Origin of the sequence: Cocleimonas sp. KMM 6892, assembly GCF_035798195.1 — a bacterium.
In the GTDB taxonomy this organism is placed as follows: Bacteria; Pseudomonadota; Gammaproteobacteria; order Thiotrichales; family Thiotrichaceae; genus Cocleimonas; species Cocleimonas flava.
In genome coordinates this window covers 520,886-536,332 of sequence record NZ_JAPFBV010000001.1, presented here as the reverse complement: position 1 = coordinate 536,332, position 15,447 = coordinate 520,886, and the positions used below count along the sequence as shown (strand labels likewise).

Annotated in this window: 14 protein-coding genes; 9 read left to right on the top strand and 5 right to left on the bottom strand. The window is 41.4% G+C overall.

Features of this window, described 5'->3' with window-relative positions; genetic code table 11:
- Window positions 1-45: 45 nt before the first annotated feature.
- Window positions 46-750 (bottom strand): NUDIX hydrolase, encoded by a 705-nt coding sequence (locus OO007_RS02430; protein WP_325807603.1) that lies wholly within the window; start codon window positions 748-750, stop codon window positions 46-48.
- Between the two features lie 194 nt (window positions 751-944).
- On the opposite strand from OO007_RS02430, the gene OO007_RS02425 reads away from it, so the two are divergent.
- The 4 genes from OO007_RS02425 (at window position 945) to OO007_RS02410 (ending at window position 4,765) form a co-directional block, all read left to right on the top strand.
- Window positions 945-1,949, top strand: coding sequence for an SPFH domain-containing protein (locus tag OO007_RS02425; protein WP_299879053.1), 1,005 nt, complete (start codon window positions 945-947; stop codon window positions 1,947-1,949).
- Window positions 1,950-1,983: 34 nt separating this feature from the next.
- Window positions 1,984-2,904: a sugar kinase gene (locus tag OO007_RS02420; protein WP_325807602.1), complete on the top strand. Its 921-nt coding sequence runs from the start codon at window positions 1,984-1,986 to the stop codon at window positions 2,902-2,904.
- Between the two features lie 116 nt (window positions 2,905-3,020).
- Entirely contained in the window at window positions 3,021-3,950 is a 930-nt protein-coding gene (locus tag OO007_RS02415; protein ID WP_325807601.1) for a DMT family transporter, read from the top strand.
- 380 nt (window positions 3,951-4,330) lie between these two features.
- Window positions 4,331-4,765 (top strand): VOC family protein, encoded by a 435-nt coding sequence (locus OO007_RS02410; protein ID WP_131904430.1) that lies wholly within the window; start codon window positions 4,331-4,333, stop codon window positions 4,763-4,765.
- A gap of 103 nt (window positions 4,766-4,868) precedes the next feature.
- On the opposite strand, the gene OO007_RS02405 is transcribed toward OO007_RS02410, so the two are convergent.
- Entirely contained in the window at window positions 4,869-6,488 is a 1,620-nt protein-coding gene (locus OO007_RS02405; RefSeq protein ID WP_325807600.1) for a GMC family oxidoreductase, read from the bottom strand.
- A gap of 243 nt (window positions 6,489-6,731) precedes the next feature.
- Between OO007_RS02405 and OO007_RS02400 the strand changes: the two genes are divergently transcribed.
- On the top strand, window positions 6,732-7,628 hold the full coding sequence (locus OO007_RS02400) for a LysR family transcriptional regulator (RefSeq protein ID WP_325807599.1): 897 nt from the start codon (window positions 6,732-6,734) through the stop codon (window positions 7,626-7,628).
- A 10-nt stretch (window positions 7,629-7,638) separates the two neighbouring features.
- Here the strand turns inward: OO007_RS02400 and OO007_RS02395 are convergent, their stop codons facing one another.
- The 3 genes from OO007_RS02395 to OO007_RS02385 all read right to left on the bottom strand — a co-directional run bounded on the left by OO007_RS02395 (window position 7,639) and on the right by OO007_RS02385 (window position 10,755).
- On the bottom strand, window positions 7,639-9,009 hold the full coding sequence (locus OO007_RS02395) for a TRAP transporter large permease (protein ID WP_325807598.1): 1,371 nt from the start codon (window positions 9,007-9,009) through the stop codon (window positions 7,639-7,641).
- Complete coding sequence (locus OO007_RS02390; protein ID WP_131904427.1) at window positions 9,009-9,572, bottom strand: TRAP transporter small permease subunit; 564 nt, start codon at window positions 9,570-9,572, stop codon at window positions 9,009-9,011. The genes OO007_RS02395 and OO007_RS02390 overlap by 1 nt, the downstream gene beginning before the upstream one ends.
- Before the next feature lie 118 nt (window positions 9,573-9,690).
- Window positions 9,691-10,755: a TRAP transporter substrate-binding protein gene (locus OO007_RS02385; RefSeq protein ID WP_131904426.1), complete on the bottom strand. Its 1,065-nt coding sequence runs from the start codon at window positions 10,753-10,755 to the stop codon at window positions 9,691-9,693.
- Between the two features lie 309 nt (window positions 10,756-11,064).
- Here OO007_RS02385 and OO007_RS02380 point away from each other — a divergent pair, with 309 nt between their 5' ends.
- From OO007_RS02380 to dbpA, 4 genes are all read left to right on the top strand, one after another.
- Window positions 11,065-11,685: a DUF2058 domain-containing protein gene (locus tag OO007_RS02380; RefSeq protein WP_325807597.1), complete on the top strand. Its 621-nt coding sequence runs from the start codon at window positions 11,065-11,067 to the stop codon at window positions 11,683-11,685.
- A 116-nt stretch (window positions 11,686-11,801) separates the two neighbouring features.
- On the top strand, window positions 11,802-12,671 hold the full coding sequence (locus OO007_RS02375; RefSeq protein WP_325807596.1) for a DMT family transporter: 870 nt from the start codon (window positions 11,802-11,804) through the stop codon (window positions 12,669-12,671).
- Window positions 12,672-12,884: 213 nt separating this feature from the next.
- Window positions 12,885-13,811 carry a universal stress protein gene (locus tag OO007_RS02370; protein WP_325807595.1) on the top strand — a complete coding sequence of 309 codons (927 nt, stop codon included), beginning with the start codon at window positions 12,885-12,887 and terminating at the stop codon, window positions 13,809-13,811.
- Window positions 13,812-14,010: 199 nt separating this feature from the next.
- Window positions 14,011-15,393 (top strand): ATP-dependent RNA helicase DbpA, encoded by a 1,383-nt coding sequence (gene dbpA / locus OO007_RS02365; RefSeq protein ID WP_325807594.1) that lies wholly within the window; start codon window positions 14,011-14,013, stop codon window positions 15,391-15,393.
- Window positions 15,394-15,447 lie beyond the last annotated feature (54 nt).

Genomic DNA, 15,447 nt, shown 5'->3' with positions numbered 1-15,447 from the left:
TTTCAGTTTGTTTCTGTTTGATGCGTTAGATAAATGTGTGATCGATTAACCTAAATTTCTTTCAAAATTCACCAGTTCCGCATCTTCTTTTAATCGGTATAACATTGCTGCTCTTGCGCCTGTTGCTACTGTTTCTCCGGTTTCTTCGAACATATTCGAAGCTTCAAAGCGGCGATATAAGGTTTTTTTCTGAATGGACTTTCCCAGAATTATTTCAATCAATGTGTGATATTCACCAAGTGTGAATTCCTTGGGTAAACAAAACACGGGTAGCATCGAATACAGCGCCTTTTGCTTTAAGCGTTCCAATGCGAATTGAAAGATCTGCTGGTGATCAAAGGCTAACGGCTGGTAATCAGCCGTTTCATCCAGCAGGTTTTCAACATCCACCCATTGCGCATTTTCATCGTTTTTAGGTGTTACATCTAAATTAGTTTCTTCATGTGCTATCAACGCAAAATAGGCGATTGAAGCACTCCAGCCTCGCGGGTCTCTACTCTTGGATGAAAACGTATTTAATTGCTCTAAGTAGGGGGGTGTCACGCCGGTTTTATCCGTTAATTTACGACTTGCCGTGTCTTCTGCAGAATTATCTTTATCCACATCGATAAACCCACCCGGTAGCGCCCAGCTATTTTGAAATGGTGAATTCTTCCGCTTTAACAATAGAATTTTCAGCGAGTTATCTTTAATGGTGAATAACACACTATCAACGGTAAGTAAGGGGGATTTGAAGTTTTCTTTTGTCATAGATTTTGGATAAATCTTATAAAAACGAGTTTATTTGTCGTAAAGACAAAATAGCAAGTCGTTGTTTAAAAAGCAAATAATTAAAAAAGTTAAAAAAAACATTTGACAATTAGTGTCTCAAGGACAATTATCTATCTAAGCATTAAATGTCTCTGAGACAATTAATCTATTTTTCATTTAACAGGAGGTCAATCATGTTTGGAATTAACTACATAAAATCAGACCCTTCAACTCACTTGATTCAGTATCAAAAAGGTCGAGCAGTTAAACAGGGTGTCGGTATGAGCTTTTATTATTTCGGCCCAAAAACATCACTGGTTGCCGTACCTGTAACCAGCAAGGAATTGCCGTTTGCGTTTCGTTTGCAATCGGAAGATTTCCAGAAAGTAACGGTGCAAGGGCAGGTGACTTATCGTATTTCTGACGCCGAAGCGGTATCGAAAATGCTTAACTTCACTATCGATAAGAAAGGTAAATACTTGTCAGAAGATCCGCAAAAACTGGATGAGCGTGTGTTGAGAAGCGTGCAGGTGTTGCTTAGGGATAATATCCAGCAGCAACAATTGAAAGCGTCATTAAGCATGGCGCCGAAGTTGGTGAAAGAGCTTGATACGGCCTTACAAAGCAATAAAGCACTGGCTGATTTAGGCGTGACCATTGTCGATGTATCGATCGTCGCCATTTCGCCGACACCTGAAACTGAAAAAGCCTTAGAAGCTGAGATTCGTGAGCAATTATTGAAAGAAGCGGATGATGCGATTTACGAACGTCGCTTAGCCAGTATTGACCAGGAAAAGCGAGTAAAGGAATCGGAGCTCGAAACAGAAGTCGCGATGCAGCGCAAAGAGCAGGAGATTCAGGAAACGAAAATCGAAGCTGAGCGTGCGGTGATGAAAAAACGTAATGTGTTAAATGAAGAAAACATGCAAGCCGCCATCGCCGAAGAAGAGCAGCGTCAAAGTTTGATAGAGCTTGAAACGGGCAATGAGAAAGCGAAGGCAGATACGTCTGCCTACAGCATCGAAAAGCAGCTTAAAGCTTATGATTCGGTTCCTGCTGAAGTGTTGAAAGCATTGGCAATGAGCAAGATGGCGCCAGCACAGTTAATCGCTCAATCGTTTGAAAACTTGACTCAGGAAGGCAATAAGGTGGGCAACTTGAATATTTCGCCAGAGTTATTGCAGTCACTTATCAAATAGCAAATAGCTTATTTAAAAGAAAGAGGTGATCACAATGGAAACTGACAGAAAATTAATATTGGTAACCCGTCACACTCGTTTGCACGAGTTGAAACAGAAGTACGGCACCTTAGGGCAAGCTAAGTTTTACATTGAGCATTTAGGCGAATCCTTTGAGCAGTATGAGGTGGAAGATGGTTTGTTTCATACCGTGCATAAACAAGTGCTTAGTTTTTTAAAAGCATCGGGCAGGGTGCAGCAGTTAGATCGTTCGTACTTACCCACCTATAAATTTTCTCGAGATGACATTGTGGTTGTACTTGGCCAAGATGGATTGGTAGCAAACACGTTAAAATACCTTACAGGTCAATCAGTGATAGCTATCAATCCCTCTCCGCAGAGCTTTGATGGTGTGTTATTGCCATTTACTGCTGGGGATTTACCGTTAGTTTTAGCTGATGTTTTAGCAAAGAAGATGAATTTCAAAACTATCACTATGGCTGAAGCAACAACAAATTTGGGCGACAGTTTATTAGCGGTTAATGATTTGTTTGTTGGCCCTAAATCGCACACTTCAGCACGTTATGATGTGGAATGGAATGGCAAAAAAGAAAGCCACAGTTCCAGTGGAGTTATCATCAGCACTGGTCTAGGTTCGACGGGTTGGTTTAAAAGTTTAATCGCAGGCGCTTCAGGAATTGCAGGCAGACCGGTGCAAAAAAAGATCGCCAACGGTTTTGAATGGGATAGTGAGTATTTGTATTACACCGTTCGGGAGCCATTCCCTAGTCAGCAATCTCAAACCGATTTGGTATTCGGTAGAGTGGATCAGAAGAAGCCGTTAGTTCTCACCTCTAAGATGGCGGAGAATGGTGTGATCTTTTCAGATGGCCTTGAAAATGACTATCTTGATTTTAGTGCAGGTGTCAGCGCGACAATATCTGTAAGTAAAACTCAGGGAGTGCTGGTCGTTTAAAGAATATTGGTTTCAGCCAAATAAATAATGCCAGATCAATTTAAGGCTCCTATACTTCGTTTCTTTGGCGCTTCTGTAAATGCTGATTTAATAGAAGATGAAATGAGATAGAAGTTATGATCACCGCACTATTTTACCTACTTATCGTAGTCGTTTGGGGTACAACCTGGATCGCCATTACGTTTCAGACAGGTGTTGTACCCGTTGAAAATTCGGTGTTCTATCGTTTTTTTACGGCAGCTGTAATCATGTTTATTTTCTTGCTACTGACTAAGCGTTTACAGCCTTTAAAACTTGCTGATCACTTCTTTTGCATGCTTCAAGGTGCCTGTTTATTTTGTCTTAATTTCTACTTTTTCTATATTGCCAGCACTTTGGATGTCGAAAGCGGCTTGTTGTCGGTGATCTTTTCCATGGCGACAATTTTCAATGTGTTAAACAACCTTATGTGGCACAAATTCAAGCCAAGTAGAAATACAGTCATCGGTGCGATTATAGGCGTTATAGGCATAACCTTACTGTTTTATCCAGACTTCGTAAGCATGCAATCCAATGAGTCTCATTCTAGATTACTAGGTGTCGCATTTGCTGTTACTGGTACCTTTTTATTCTCCTCAGGAAACATGATAACGGTACGCCACAATAAACATAAACTGGCAATGTCTACTACGACGGCGTGGGGAATGTTGTACGGTTCAATTATCATGTTTGTGATTAGCCTGGTGCGCGTAGGAGGATTTAGTTTTGATTTTAGTCCTGAATATTTATGGTCCTTTGCGTTTTTAGTCTTGCTCGGTAGTATTCTTGCGTTTGCTGTTTACCTAAGCTTGATTGCACGAATAGGCGCAAACAAAACGGCCTATACCACGGTATTATTTCCCATAGTTGCACTGACAATTTCTGCCTTTGTTGAAGGTTATACTTTTACGCCAATTGCAATCATCGGCTTGGTGCTAGCACTTTTGGGGAATGTCATTGTGTTTTATAAAGCCAAGCCTTCATCGTTAGAAAAGGTTAAGGGAGATACCAGTCTTAAGACTGGGTAAATTACTTACAGATGGGATCTGTATGTTTTACACCTGCTCTTTTAGCTTATTTAGTAATGAAGCACTTAAAATTTAGTATGGAGAAAGTTTGATGAATCTTACATTGTTTAATTGGATAACCCTGATTAGTGGAACTTTGGGAGTACTCTTGATAATTATTTTTTTGTTAACAGGTAAAAAGAATCAAGTGCTTCGCGTATCGGGAAGTGTCTTAATAATTGTGACAGTCATCAGTAGTTTTATTTCACGTATGTGATTACTCCAGCAACATTAATTTACATTTAAACGTTCGCGTTATTTAGTTTAATTCTTGTCTGGTCGGAAACAGAATAAGGGATTATTCTATAATATCGTTATTCAACATTTAGTAAGGATTAACCATGACATTAACGCCCTTTCATTTAGCCATTCAAGTACGTGATATTGAAGAAGCACGTGATTTTTACGGGAAAAAAATGGGCTTCCCAGAAGGCAGAAGCACAGCAGACTGGATTGATTTTAATATGTTTGGTCATCAGCTGGTTGTTCATTGCAATAAGGAATTAGGGCCAGAAGGAAAAGTGAATGCATTGAATAATGCTGTAGATGGTCACGGTGTGCCGGTGCCGCATTTTGGTGTCGTATTAGAGTTTGATGAATGGCATGCGCTGGCTGAAAAGGTTAAGGGGTTTATCGATGGGTTTATTATCGAACCTTATATCCGTTTCGAAGGAGAAGTAGGGGAGCAAGGTACGATGTTCTTTGCCGACCCTTCGGGTAATTCATTAGAGTTTAAAGCGTTTAAGAATATTGAATCTGAGTTGTTTGCTAAGTAATAAATCTTAAACAGTTATCACATTTCTTATCTTACTTTAGCGAGCCTTCAGGTTGCATATTTGACAACCTGAAGGCTCCATTATCTAAAGAAATATCAGGCTTTTAGGCCTTTTTTCTATCTTCCAGAATTATTCGTGATCCTTTTTCAGCAATCATAATTGTCGGTGAGCTGGTATTTCCTGAAGTAATCGTCGGCATAATAGATGCATCCACCACGCGTAATCCGGTCATTCCAAGAACACATAAACGACTATCTGTTACAGCGGTTGGATCATCTTTTTTCCCCATTTTGCAGGTTCCAACAGGGTGGAAAATTGTGGTACCAACATCACCTGCTGCATGTACCAATTCTTCGTCCGTTTGAAAGCTTACGCCCGGCACGTATTCCTTAGGTTTATAGGGCTCTAATGCGGGTTGTTCTGAGATTTTTCTCGCTAAACGTAATGCCTTGGTTGCTTTAATTTGGTCTTCTTCATGAGAAAGGTAATTTGGGGCAATTTTGGGCGCACTGTTTGGGTTTCTATCTGAAATGGTTACAGTGCCACGAGACTTAGGTCTTAAATCGAGGACGCTGGCAGTAATCGCAGGGAATTTGTGTAACGGGTCGCCAAACTTATCCAGAGACAACGGTTGTACATGAAACTCTAGGTCGGGTGTTTCTACGCTTTCGTCTGAGTAGGCAAATAAACCTAGTTGGCTTGGAGCCATGGTTAAAGGTCCACGTCGATATAAGGCGTATTCTAATCCCATCATTGCTTTGCCCCATAAGCTATTAGCTGTCTGGTTGAGGGTCTTAATTCCTTCTACTTTAAATACAGTACGAAGCTGCAGATGATCTTGTAAATTGTTACCTACGCCAGGTAGTTCATGCACAACAGGAATACCCAGTTCGGTTAGCGTTTTCGGGTCGCCAATGCCTGAGCGTTGTAAAATCGTAGGAGAACCGATTGAACCTGAAGATAGGATCGTTTCAATACGTGAGCTAGCCGAGAACTGCTCCCCGCCTTGAGTATATTCGATCCCGGTTACACGCTTTCCATCGAGAATAAGTTTGTCTGATAGTGCCCCAGTAACGATTTTAAGGTTAGGGCGAGAGCGTATTGGGTCAAGAAATCCGCGTACCGAACTCCAGCGGGTTCCTTTCTTTTGGTTAACTTCAAATTGGCTGACACCCAGATTGTCTCCACCATTAAAGTCGCTGCTTAAAGGAATGCCAGCCTGCTGAGCTGCGGTTGTGTAATGATCCAGAACTTCCCATGATAAGCGTTGCTGTTCAACTCGCCACTCGCCACCTTTACTGTGGTTTTTGCTGTCACCTTGCCAATGATCTTCTACTTCTTTAAAGACAGGGAGGCAATGTTCCCACGACCAACTGCTATCCCCTGTTAAAGTCGCCCATTCATTGTAATCACGTTCTTGTCCACGTATGTACAACATCGCATTAATCAGCGTACTACCGCCTAACCCTTTTCCGCGTGCATAAATGATAGAGCGGCCATTTAATCCGGCTTCAGGTTCGGTTTTAAAACACCAGTCCGTGCGCGGATTATTTATACAATACAGATAACCGACAGGAATTTTGGTCCAAATCCATTTTTCGTCATTGCCTGCTTCTAACAATAATACAGTGATGTCAGGATCAGCTGAAAGGCGGTTTGCCAGAACGCAGCCTGCTGCTCCACCGCCTGCAATAATATAATCAAACTTGCCAATATTCGTCATAGGTTCTAATCCAGTTCATGCGTAAATAGTAAAATTACCCCGTAAACAGGGTATAAAAAGTTTGTTGTTATTAAAAAACACTAATAATTGGATGGCCTATAAATCGTATTTTGATTTAAGTATTGCTTATATCCAGATTAAGATTTTAGTTATTTAATATTCTATTTCCTTATTAGACGTGACTTGCTGTATGAGGTCTAATGACTTAATCTTGTTTAGGTTATGAGGGAAGATTATATCTAAATGAAAACTTACAATTTTAAAGCATTCGTATATGTAGCTCGTGAGGGGAATTTAACTCGCGCAGCTAAGCGTTTGTTTTTAACTCAGTCAGCTTTGAGTTTGCAGATAAAAAAATTACAGGAACAATTAAATCTAGTGTTGTTCGAGCGGACGCCTCACGGGATGAGATTAACTGAAGCAGGTCAACGATTATTGCCTGCTGCCGAGCGTGCGTTACAGGCCGAAAATGATTTTAGTAATGAGGCTGCTGGACTTGATAATGCTGTAAGTGGGCGGCTACGTCTTGGTACTATTCTTGATCCTGAGTTTCTTCGTTTAGGGGATTATTTAAGTCTTTTGACTAAACGACATCCTGCTTTGATGCTGGAACTTACGCATGGTATGTCAGGAACAGTTGCTGAGTTGGTTAAAAATGATCAACTGGATGTGGCATTTACACTAGGTCCTCCAGACTTGGCCGACTTGAGTGATAAGTATCACCTAATTAAGTTACGTGAGTTTTCATATCGAGTGATTGCACCACTCGGTTGGCGGAGTCGTGTAGAAGGAATGAATTGGGAAGAGTTAGCAAAACTCCCCTGGATTGGAACGCCACCGAACTCCGTACACAACCAGCTATTATCCAAGAAGTTTGCATCAATCGATGCAAGGCAAAACATCGTGGCGAGCGTTGACTTGGAGCAATCTATGATGAACTTGGTATTATCAGGGGTTGGTTTGTCTTTGGCGCGTCATAGTAATGCTTTGGACGCATCGCATGCCCACGGAGTTGTTATTGCAGACAAAGTCTCTCTGGATGCAGGGCTATGCTTTATCTGCCGTAAAGATTGTCATAGCAACCCCTCGATTGAGGCCGCTATGACAGCTGTAGAAGATGTTTGGCTAAATAATAAATAGATAGATGTTTTTACTTTGCCCCGTAAGTAACTTCTGGCAACCAGGTAACAATTGCGGGGAAGTAATAAATAAGGGCTAATCCAGTAAGTTGCAGAAGAATAAATGGGGCAACACCACGATAAATATCGGTTACTCTGATATTCGGTGGGCAAACACCCTTTATATAAAATAGTGCGAATCCAACCGGCGGAGTAAGGAATGACGTTTGCAGGCACACAGCAAACAATATGGTGAACCAGACCAAGTCAAACCCTAGTGCCTGAACCACAGGGGCAACAAGAGGCAACACGATTAATGTAATTTCCACCCAGTCGAGGAAGAAACCAAGCATGAAAACAGTGAGTAATATCACGATCAAAACGCCATCCGGGCCGAAGGGAAGCCCGGTTAGTGTGCGAGTGATTACCTCGTCGCCACCTAAACCACGTAATACAATCGAAAAAGCAGTTGCACCAACAAATATAGCGAATATGAATGAGGTTGTTTTCGTGGTTTGATAGGCCGTTTCTTTTAGTACTTTAAGGCTTAGACGTCCGTTAAAGAGCGCTAATAACATTGCACCAAATGCGCCTACGCCTGATGCTTCAGTAGGTGTCGCTATGCCGGCAAAGATTGAACCTAAAACAGATAGAATCAAAGCTAAAGTAGGTAAAACTGCCTTAATTACATCCCATACAATTTTAAAACTTACTTTTTCCTGATTTTTGGGCAGTGGTGCAATTTCAGGCTTTAATGCAGAGATAATTAGCACGTAAGCTATATACATGGCTCCCAGCATAACTCCTGGGAAAAATGCGCCCATAAACAGGTTGCCAACAGATGCGTCAGGCGTAGCCAAACGATCAGCCATAAGAACCAGCATAATTGATGGAGGAATTAAAATTCCCAGTGTGCCTGTCGCACAGCATGTTCCAACCGCTAACTCTTTTGAGTAGCCATTTTCAAGCATAACGGGAAGAGATAGCATTCCTAATAAAACAACAGATGCACCAATAATTCCCGTAGTGGCAGCCAGTAATACTCCGATAATAATTACGGTAACTGCATAGCCACCTCTTACATTACCAAACAGCTTCACCATGTTTTTCATGAGCTTTTCGGCAACACCTGATTGGTCCAGCATAATCCCCATAAATATAAACATGGGCAGAGCGACCAGTGTTTCACTTCCGACTAGCGACCATAATCTTTCTGGTACAAGACCAAGGGAGCTTCCCCAGTCAAACCAAAGATCCACACCAAAAGATTCTACGGCATAGATGCCTATTATGGTCCAGATTACAGACGTGCCCGCCAGTACCCACGCAACAGGAAAGCCTGTCGCCAGTAGTAGGCCAAAGGTAGAAAACATACCAATGACGAATAGAGTATCGATTTCCATTAGTTCTTACCTTTTTTATTGGATAGAAGAGCTATAACTCTTAGTAATCTAGAGAATGAAGCGATTATCAAAAGGACAATAGCTAATGGTAAGAACAGCTTAATTAGCCAGCGATAAGGCAGACCATTGGGGGAGATTGACACCTCACCCTGCTCGTATGAGCTGTAAACATAAGGAATCATCTCATTTAGAGAGATGAATAAAAAAGGGAGTAGTAATAATGTTATGCCAAAAACTTCGATCCATGCCTGGGTTCTGCGTGAAAGTCGTTCATGTAAAACATCAACACGTACATGTTCATTGTCGACGAGTGTATAAGATAAGCCTATAAGCCATGCTGCGCCTGCCAGGTGCCATTGGATTTCCTCCAACATAACCGAGCCTTGGCCAAATAAGTATCGCGAAATTACAGAATACAAAATAAAGCCAATCGTTATGACCCATAACCAAGAGCTGTACTCTCCTATTTTGGTTACAAACTTATCAAGACGGGCTGATGTTTTTGTATGAGGTAAGTCGCCTCTGGAAGGGATACTCTCATTATTTTGAGCTGGAATAGACATGCTTCACTCTCTTCAAAATTAAAGCGTTAAAAATAGTTAATGGGTATGAATTTGGGTTTCTTTTACGAAAAAGTGAGTGCACATGGCACTCACTTTCCTTTTACTTAAGATTACTAAGTTACTTCAAGATTTCATTGTTAAGGTATGCACGCTCATCCCAAAGAATGTATTCTTTCTGGAATGCTTTTTGTGAATCATTAACGCGTTTGAAGTCAGCATCTATAGCTGATTGCTCAGCTAAAACCGAGTCTGAAATTTTCTTCAACTCTTTCAGGATATCATCAGGAATTTGTCCTATGTTGATACCTTCTTCTTGTAATTTAGCTAATACGGCACCATTTTTGTACTCGCCTTCAGCTAAGCCTCTCATAACACCAGCAGTACAAGTTGATTCAATTAATGCTTTTTGAGCTGGAGTTGTTTTATTCCACTCGTCTAAGTTGATTAACATGTATTGCGCAGTAAATGGTTGATGCCAACCTGGGAAAAGGTTGTTTTTAACGATTTTATTGAAGCCTAAAATCTGATCGATTGCAGGCATCGAAAACTCAGTAGCATCGATAGTGCCTTTCTCTAAAGCCTGGAATAGTTCACCAGCAGGAAGCATAGTAACTGACGCACCTAGTTTCTCGAGAACCTTGCCGCCTAAACCAGCAAAGCGAATTTTCATACCATCATAGTCTTCAAGAGTCTCAATGGGTTTTTTATACCAGCCCGCTGTTTCTGGACCGACGATTCCACACAATTGTGCGTAAACTTTAAATCCCTTGTTTGCGTATATTTCCTGAAGCATTTCATGACCACCACCATAGTAGTACCAACCTGTAAATGCTGGTGGCTTTAGGCCAAATGGAACTGCAGCAAATAAAGGAACAGCTGGAATTTTACCTTGGTCGTAACCAATCCAGGTGTAACCTGCGCCTACTTTACCATCAGAAACAGACTGAAGAATCTCAAAAGGTGGAACGAGTGTTTTTGGCTCATATAATTTTATTTTAAGTGAACCATCACTTGCCACATTGATTTTTTCAGTGACCCACGCCGCTGGCGAACCTAGTCCAGGTAACTTGGTAGCAAAAGCGGTTGGCATTTTCCAGCGTAAATCTTTAGCGTGAGAGATTGTCGTAGCGGCAAAACTGCTTGTGACACAAACAGCTAGGAGTAGATGTTTTATATTTAACATATTACATTTTCCTTATAGTGGTATTTTAATTAGTAATAATTGTGCCTACTGATGATAGTAGATGATTTATATAAAAACTCAGATTATGAGTTTTTATATGATTAAGCCTTCCCATAAGTTTTTTATCCAATGATTTAATATTGTATTCTTTATGAGATTTTCTCATATCTGCTAGCAGAGACTTTTATGTAAGGTTTTACTCAGCTGTTAGGTTTAGACGTCGAGAAATATTAACTAAATAGCTGTCGGGCGCGTTATAGAATGGCATAATCTAAATTCGTTAGGATAAACAATTACTGCAGGAATAACATGAAAGGTTCACTTCAAGATCAGCTTCTAGGCGCAGGTTTAATCAAAAAGCAGGAAGCCAAGAATATCCAGACTGCCAAGAAAAAAGCAAAGAAACAAAGTCAGGCAACTAACACAGAGCTTAAAAACGACGCTGCTGAGTTAGCGGAGAAAGCACGTCTTGAAGAGCAGAAAAAGAGCCAGGCATTAAACGAACAGCGCAAGCAGGAAGCACAACAGAAAGAAGTGCAGGCACAGATTCGTCAGATGATTCAAATGAATGCGATTACTAAGCTAGATAAAAAAGCACCTGAAGATAGCGAACTCACTTATAACTTTACCGATAATAATAAAATTAAAACCATGCTGGTTTCTGCTGAGAATCACACTTTGATCTCACGAGGAATTATCGCCATAGCTAAAATAGCGAAGTCTGCAAATACTGACGATAGTGATCAGGAGCAAGCAGACTACTTTTTGATCCCTGCTGAAGCTGCGAGAAAAATCAGCGAACGTGATAATGAATCAATCGTGTTATTGAATGAGTATGCCTCTAAAGATAAGGCAAAAGATCAGAGTAATACAAAAGATGAGGACGATCCGTACGCAGACTTTGAAGTGCCCGATGATTTGATGTGGTAGTTCTGTCGTAAAGGATTCCCGAGCTGATCACTCATATTAAAAATAGATCATGGGATAATCCTTGGTAGATTTCTTATCATAGTTTGCAGCGAATAGATCGGATCTGGAGATTTTCAATGAGTTGGATTTTTTACGCGCTATTATCGGCGTTGTGCTTTGGTTTGCGTGGTGTTTTATATCAATGGACCTCGCAAAAGACCATGAACCGCAATTTGATGTTATGCGGTGTATTTTTCACGGGCTTTTTGGTCAGTATCTTTATTTTACTTTTTCAAAAAGCGCCGTTAGATATATCTACTAGTCATATTTTTGTGGGTGCCAGCATGGGGGTTCTATCATTTTCGGCAAATGCCTCATTATATAAAGGTTATGCCGTTGGTAAGGCTTCGCTTGTGAGTGTGTTAGCAGGTCTGCCGCCGTTAATTGTGGTTATATTGGCTTTCCTGCTGTGGAATGAAACCCTCACGACCATTCAGTTATGGTCTTTCTTCATTATCTTTGTTGGCATTTATCTGATTCGTTATTCTAATGACTTAAGCCTAACGGACTTAAAAGGCGCTCAATGGGGCTTGCTTGCAGCCTTGTTTTTTGGCTTAAACGATATTATGGGTAAACAATCTACACGGGTTGAGGCGGATATGTTTGTCACCTTGCTATTAATGTTTGGCGTGGGGAGTTTGTTGTTTTTACTAAGTTGGCTCGCCAATAGACATAGCCGTAACCAGAATACTGAGGAATTATCCTGGTCTACGGTTCGAACGTTTAATCTCGGAATGTTGGTTGGAATAACCAATATTGCCGGAATGGTGGCTATTTTAACGGCATTTGCAACTGGTCCCACTGGTATGGTTTCGGCACTCTCAGCGCTTAACCTGGTTGTTGTATTGCTCTATACGCGCTTTTTCTTGCACATACCGTTTCGATTTTTGGAGTTATTAGGTATCGGTTTTGCTATGGCTGGTTTGGTGCTTTTAAGACTTTTTTAGCGGCGGAGTTAAGACACTTCCCGCAAGCAAACCCTCACGGATATCTCCAAAAATGGAGAAGGGTATTTTCAGAATTTTCTGCTCAATATCCACTGAGTTGATGTTTATCAAGCTTTCCTATGAATAAACAGAAGACGCCTGAACTTGCCTGCAGAACATTTTTTATTGGTGCTAATATTGATTGGGGTACTTTAAACAGAGGAGTTCGATATCATGCAACAATTTAAAAATATCCTTCTGGATATTCAGCCTGAAGACTCGGAAGTAAAGGGGTCAGTGGCTTTGGATAAAGCGATAACTCTGGCTAAGAAAAACGGGTCAAAACTGACACTTTTTTCGGTATTGAAAGAACCCTTGGGTTTGTTTCGTAATGAAACATTAGCACCCCAATTACTTGCTTCAGCTATTGAAGAACGTCGTGAATGGCTACAAGGTTTAATGGTTAAATATGACGATATCGACGTTACGATCCATGTCATAGAAGGCATACGATATCTGGAGATTATTCGTCAGGTATTGCGTGAACAGCATGATCTGGTGATTACTTCAACAGAAGAAAATAAGGGTATTCGTAAGCGTTTGTTCGGTACGACCTCTATGAATTTGATGCGCCAATGTCCCTGTCCTGTGTGGGTGGTTAAACGAAATCAACCGCAGCCGTATAAACGCATTCTCGCAGCGGTTGATCCTACAGAGAGTGATGTAAAGAAAGACTCACTTAATCCTCTAATCCTGCAATTGGCGGCCGATATGGCGCGTAAAGAAAATGCTGAGTTACATATTATCGGTGTGAAGGATTCTATGGATAGGCGCTATGTTCGCAGAATGACAAAAGAAGATGTAAAAGAGCTGATATCTCGCCTTGAAAGTGAATATGATCAACGCATTGATAACTTGCTAAAACAGGTTGATTTCGCAGGACTAAATCCTCAGATGCACCTAGTCGATGGAAATCCTGTTGAGCGTATACCCGAGTTAGTAGTCTCGGACGACATTGACTTGCTGGTCATGGGTACAGTGTGCCGAACGGGAATTACCGGTTTTCTGATTGGCAACACGGCTGAAGTAGTACTCGACCAGGTCAACTGTTCTGTGCTGACGCTAAAACCTGAAGGTTTTGTTACTCCGGTAACTCTCTAAGGGAATCACGCTTTCCTGATAGAGGAAATGTTTAGCAAAAAGGAACCGTTTAGTTATCAACACAGGAAGGTAGAGAGATGTACTCGAGTAAATACCCCTGTTTTTACGAGAATTAAGTCACAAGATTTTAATCAAAAAACCTCGTATAAGTGGGGGGGTGTGTTTTAATAGCTCTTTTAAGATTTGAATTAGAAATACCATGTCAGATAATAGCTTTGCAACGCTCAAACTCCCTCAGCCACAACTCGATAATCTGGATTCACTAGGTTACGTCGGCATGACACCAGTGCAAGCGGCGAGCTTGCCGCAAATTCTGGATGAGAAAGATTTAATTGTTCAGGCGAAAACCGGTAGCGGTAAAACCGCCGCATTTGGTTTGGGCTTGCTGGATAAAATCAATCCGCGCTTTTTCGGTGTTCAATCTATGGTGCTTTGCCCAACGCGAGAGCTCGCTGATCAGGTGGCGAAAGAGTTACGTTCGTTAGCGCGTTGTATTCCCAATATTAAAATTGTTACCCTGTGCGGTGGCACCAAACTAAGACCTCAGGCTGATTCCTTAGAGCATGGCGCACATATTGTGGTTGGCACACCAGGGCGAATTCAAGATCACCTGAGCCGCCAAACGCTGGATATTTCCCAGCTGGAAACTCTGGTACTGGATGAAGCCGACCGAATGCTGGACATGGGTTTTCAGGATGAGATCAATCACATTGTTAGAGAAACCCCAGAAAGTCGACAAACCCTGTTGTTCTCAGCAACATTCCCCGATTCAATCAAAAAAATGTGCCGTTCGATCCAAAAGGATTCTATTACGGTAAAAGTAGATGCTGAACATGAAGCAGATGTGATCCAGCAGGTGTTTTATAAAACGAATCCTTATCAGCGTAAAGATACGTTATTGGGAATATTGGAGCACTACGCTCCGCAAAACACAGTGGTTTTTTGTCATACCAAAATTCAATGTGCAGAAATCGAATTATTCCTGCAAGAACACGATATTGATGCACTGGCGTTACACGGTGATTTAGAGCAACGTGAACGTGATCAAGTATTGGTGCGTTTTTCGAATAACAGTTGTTCGGTATTGGTCGCGACGGATGTTGCAGCTCGTGGTCTGGATATTAAATCACTCGGGGCAGTTATCAATTATGAATTACCACACGATCCTGAAATTTACGTGCATCGTATCGGTCGTACCGGTCGCGCTGGCGAAAATGGTTTGGCGTTGAGTATTTATCTTGAAGATGAAGTATCGCGCATTATTGCGATTGAAGATTTCTTGGAAACAGAATGTGTCAATGAAGAGGTTGAATCGCTCAATCGCAACATCAGTTTTAGTCTGGTAGCACCAATGACCACCTTGCAATTAGACTCAGGTAAAAAGAACAAGCTCAGACCAGGTGATCTACTGGGTGCATTGACCAAAGATGCGGGCTTAGACGGCTCTCAGATCGGTAAGATCAATATCTTTGATACGATGAGTTACGTCGCCATTGATAAAAGTGTGGCGGCAAAAGCATTGCAACACTTTAGGAATGGCAAAGTGAAAGGCCGCAATATTAGGGCCCGCGAAATCCGATAGGCATTAATGCGTTAAACGCAAAATACACCCCCCCACTTTGGGGCGGTTTTTCTC